We start from the raw sequence: 3,540 nt of genomic DNA on the forward strand, positions 1-3,540 counted from the left end.
GTGTTGGGGGTGTTGGGGGAACTGGCGGCGCTGGTCGGGCCTGGGCCTGGGCGGCCGGCCGCGCCGCGGGTGCTGGCCGAACGGCCCGACGCCACGCTGGTGCGGGTCGGGGCGGTGGTGGCCAAGGCCCACGCGCCCGACACCGACGCGGTAGCGCTCGCTGCACGGCTGCGGGTGGCCGCGCACCCGGCGCTGACCGGGATCCTGCTGCCGCCGGTGGAGCCCGCCGCGGTGCGTCCGCTGCGCGGCGGCCGGCCGGCGACGCTCTGGCCCTACGGGACGCCGATCGATCCGGACGTCGACGAACTGCCGTGGGCGGCGGCCGGCGCGCTGCTCGCCCTGCTCCACGCGGTCGACCCGGCCGCGCTCGGCACCGGCCCGCTGCCGGCGGCCGGCGGGCCGGCCAGGGCCGCCGAGACGGTGGCCGCGCTGCGGGCCGCGCCGGGCGCCGGGACGCCGGACGAGCGGCGGGCGGTCGAGCGGGTGCTGGCGGGCGCCCCCGACCTGGGATCGCGGCGGACGCTCTGTCACGGCGACTTCCACTTCGGGCAGTTGGTGACCGACCCGGCGCACGGTGGTGGGCTGCTGCTGATCGACGTGGACGACCTCGGGCTCGGCGACCCCGCCTGGGACCTGGCGAGGCCGGCGGCCTGGTACGCGGCCGGCCTGGTGCCGGAGGCCGACTGGCGCCGCTTCCTCGCCGGTTACGGCGTGGCCGAGCCGTGGCCCGGCTGGCTGGACGGGCCGGCCCGCGCGCTCACCGCCCAACTCGCCGCCCGCGCCCTGCTGTCGAGCCGGCCGCTGACCGGGGAAGGGGCGGCGTTCGTCGACTCCTGCCGGCGAATCGAGGCCCTGTCGTAGGGTGAACGGGACATCCAGTCGTCTGTTGAGCCGATGGAGCCGAAGATGCAGTGTCCCAAGTGTCGTGCGCCGATGCACACGTTCAACCGCAGTGGGGTTCAGATCGAGCAGTGCAGCGGTTGCCGGGGGATCTTCCTCGACTACGGCGAGCTGGAGCACATCACCCAGCTTGAGTCGCAGTGGTCGGCGCAGGCTCCCCCGCCGCCCCCGCCGGCCCCGGCACCGCAGCAGCACTACCAGCAGCCGGGCCCGGCCTGGGGCGCCCCGCACGGCGGCGGCCACTACGGGCACCAGGGTCACCACCGCCGCAAGGGCGGCATGTCCGGCCTGTTCTTCTCCTCCTGACACCGTGTCGGGCGGCGGCCTGGCGGTAGCGTCTCGTCCATGCATGCGATCACGATTGCCGCGCCCGGTGGTCCCGAGGCGTTGGTGTGGACGGAAGTGCCGGATGCCGAACCGTCGGCCGGTGAGGTCCTGATCGAGGTGGCGGCGGCCGGCGTCAACCGGGCCGACGTGCTCCAGCGGCAGGGTTTCTACGACCCGCCCCGCGGCTCCTCGCCCTACCCGGGCCTGGAGTGCGCGGGGCGGGTCGTCGCCGTCGGGGACGGCGTCGGGGACTGGCGGGTCGGCGACGAGGTGTGCGCGCTGCTCGTCGGCGGCGGCTACGCGGAGCTGGTCGCGGTCCCCGCCGGGCAGCTGCTGCCGGTCCCGACCGGGATGGACCTGGTCACGGCCGCCTCGCTGCCCGAGGTGGTGTGCACGGTGTGGTCCAACGTCTTCCTCGGCGCCGGGCTGCGGCCCGGCGAGACGCTGCTGGTGCACGGCGGCGGCAGCGGCATCGGCACCATGGCGATCCAGCTGGGCCGGGCGGCCGGGGCGCGGGTCGCGGTGACGGCCGGCAGCGACGAGAAGCTGGCGCGCTGCGCGGAGTTGGGCGCCGAGGTGCTGATCAACTACCGCGAGCAGGACTTCGTCGCCGAACTCTCCGCCGCCACCGAGGGGCGGGGCGCGGACGTGATCCTCGACATCGTCGGGGCCAGGTACCTGGCCAGGAACATCGACGCGCTGGCGACGGGCGGCCGGCTGGCGATCATCGGGATGCAGGGCGGCGTCAAGGCCGAGATCAACCTGCAGCGGCTGATGGCCAAGCGCGGCTCGGTCACGGCGACGTCGCTGCGGGCTCGGCCGGTGGCCGAGAAGGCGGCCGTGGTGGCGGCGGTGCGGGAGCACGTCTGGCCGATGTTCGCGGACGGCCGGCTGCGGCCGGTGGTCGACCGGCGACTGCCGCTGCCGGCGGCGGCCGACGCGCACCGGGTGCTGGAGGAGAGCGGCCATGTCGGGAAGATCGTGCTGACACGCTGAGCCATCTCTGGTTCCGGATGCGGCTTTTGTGATGATATGTGACGCTGGTAACAGTATCGGTTGCATCATCGGACAGAGCGTGAAGGAACGGGCCAGTGAGGGTGTGGGCGGGTTACGCAGTGGCCGTGGCGGTGGTCGCGGCGCCCCTTCTGCCCCAGCCGGCCGTCGCGGCGAGCCCGCCGCCGGCCGTGGAGGACCGCGAGGAGGACCGGCCCGCGGCGGCCGACCAACCGATCCTGTGGTGGGAGCCGGCCCCGACGACACCGGGCCCGGTCCGCGACCTCGGCGAACCGGCCCCCGCCGCGGCCCGCCGCGGCGGCGAGGTCCCCCCGGTCCTGCCACTCGGCGCGGGCCTGGCCTGCCTCGGCCTGGGGCTGGGCCTCCTCGGCTACCGGCTCCGTCAGTAGGGGGCACCTTGCCACGTCACGGCGCGTTGCCGCGCCACCGTCCTCGCCGCGACAGCCCGCGCTGGCGCGCGGCCTCCACCGCCGCCCTCCTCTACCGCGCGGCCCGCGCCTACAGCAGGGGCGGCCCCCTGCGGTTCGCCTGGTACGCCGCCCTCCTCTTCTGGCGCCGCCGAAACCGGCGCCTGCGGCGCTGACCCGACGCCGAAGCCTGCGGCGCTGACCCGACGCCATGCCACGGCCGGTGCCGGGCGCGGTGCGCGAGTTGGCGGCTTCGCCGCCGCCCGCCGTCCTTTCGCCCGCTGGTGCCCGGCCTGCGGCCGGAGCCGCACGCGTTCGCGCCTGCGGCGCGGGCTCGCGGCTTCGCCGTCCGTTGCCGCTTCGCGGCCGGGGCGGGCCGCTGGCCGCTGGCCGGTGGCCGGTGGCGCGCGTTAGCGCCGCTTCCGCCACCGCGGTGGCGGCTTCGTTGCCCCTTGCCGCTTCGCGGCGGACGTGTCGGGGCGTCCGGCGTTGCCCTTCGCCGGCCGCTGCTCGGTTCGCGGCTTGTGCCGGACCGCCTTCGGCGTGCGTCGGCCGCTTCGCGGCGTAGCGGGCCGCTGCCGCTGGCGCGACCGAGGCGGTGGCTCGGTTGTCCCTTGCCGCCGGCGTTGCGCTTCGCCGGCCGGTGCTCGGTTCGCGGCTTCGTTGCCCCTTGCCGCTTCGCGGCGGACGTGTCGGGGCGTCCGGCGTTGCCCTTCGCCGGCCGCTGCCGCGCCCGTGGCGCGAGTTGGCGGCTTCGCCGTCACACTTGCCGCCTCGCGGCGGCCCGCCGCGCCCGCGGCGTGGGTTCGTGGCCTTGTTCGCCGCGGGCCGGCGCCTCCGGCGTGGCCCGGCCGTCCTGGGCCGGGTTGGCCGCAGGCCGGAGGGGTGGGTG

5 protein-coding genes are annotated in these 3,540 nt (G+C 76.6%); all 5 read left to right on the forward strand.

Annotated elements, in window-relative coordinates; genetic code table 11:
* A partial coding sequence (locus tag E1283_RS33905) for a phosphotransferase family protein (RefSeq protein WP_132822007.1) occupies positions 1-861 on the forward strand: 861 nt, incomplete at its 5' end.
* Between the two features lie 45 nt (positions 862-906).
* The gene (locus E1283_RS33910) at positions 907-1,206 is read left to right on the forward strand and encodes a TFIIB-type zinc ribbon-containing protein (protein WP_132822008.1); all 300 of its coding nucleotides are present in this window, start codon (positions 907-909) and stop codon (positions 1,204-1,206) included.
* Positions 1,207-1,245: 39 nt separating this feature from the next.
* On the forward strand, positions 1,246-2,223 hold the full coding sequence (locus tag E1283_RS33915) for an NAD(P)H-quinone oxidoreductase (protein WP_132822009.1): 978 nt from the start codon (positions 1,246-1,248) through the stop codon (positions 2,221-2,223).
* A 125-nt stretch (positions 2,224-2,348) separates the two neighbouring features.
* A complete protein-coding gene (locus tag E1283_RS33920; protein WP_132822010.1) occupies positions 2,349-2,630 on the forward strand; it encodes a hypothetical protein in 282 nt (93 codons plus the stop codon).
* 8 nt (positions 2,631-2,638) lie between these two features.
* Positions 2,639-2,824 (forward strand): hypothetical protein, encoded by a 186-nt coding sequence (locus E1283_RS33925; protein WP_132822011.1) that lies wholly within the window; start codon positions 2,639-2,641, stop codon positions 2,822-2,824.
* Positions 2,825-3,540: the final 716 nt, after the last annotated feature.

It is taken from the genome of Streptomyces hainanensis (assembly GCF_004348415.1).
GTDB lineage: Bacteria > Actinomycetota > Actinomycetes > Streptomycetales > Streptomycetaceae > Streptomyces > Streptomyces hainanensis.

Coding starts and splice junctions, on each gene's coding strand:
- E1283_RS33915 (WP_132822009.1), top strand. CDS start 1,246: ATGCATGCGATCACGATTGCCGCGCCCGGTGGTCCCGAGGCGTTGGTG.
- E1283_RS33910 (WP_132822008.1), top strand. CDS start 907: ATGCAGTGTCCCAAGTGTCGTGCGCCGATGCACACGTTCAACCGCAGT.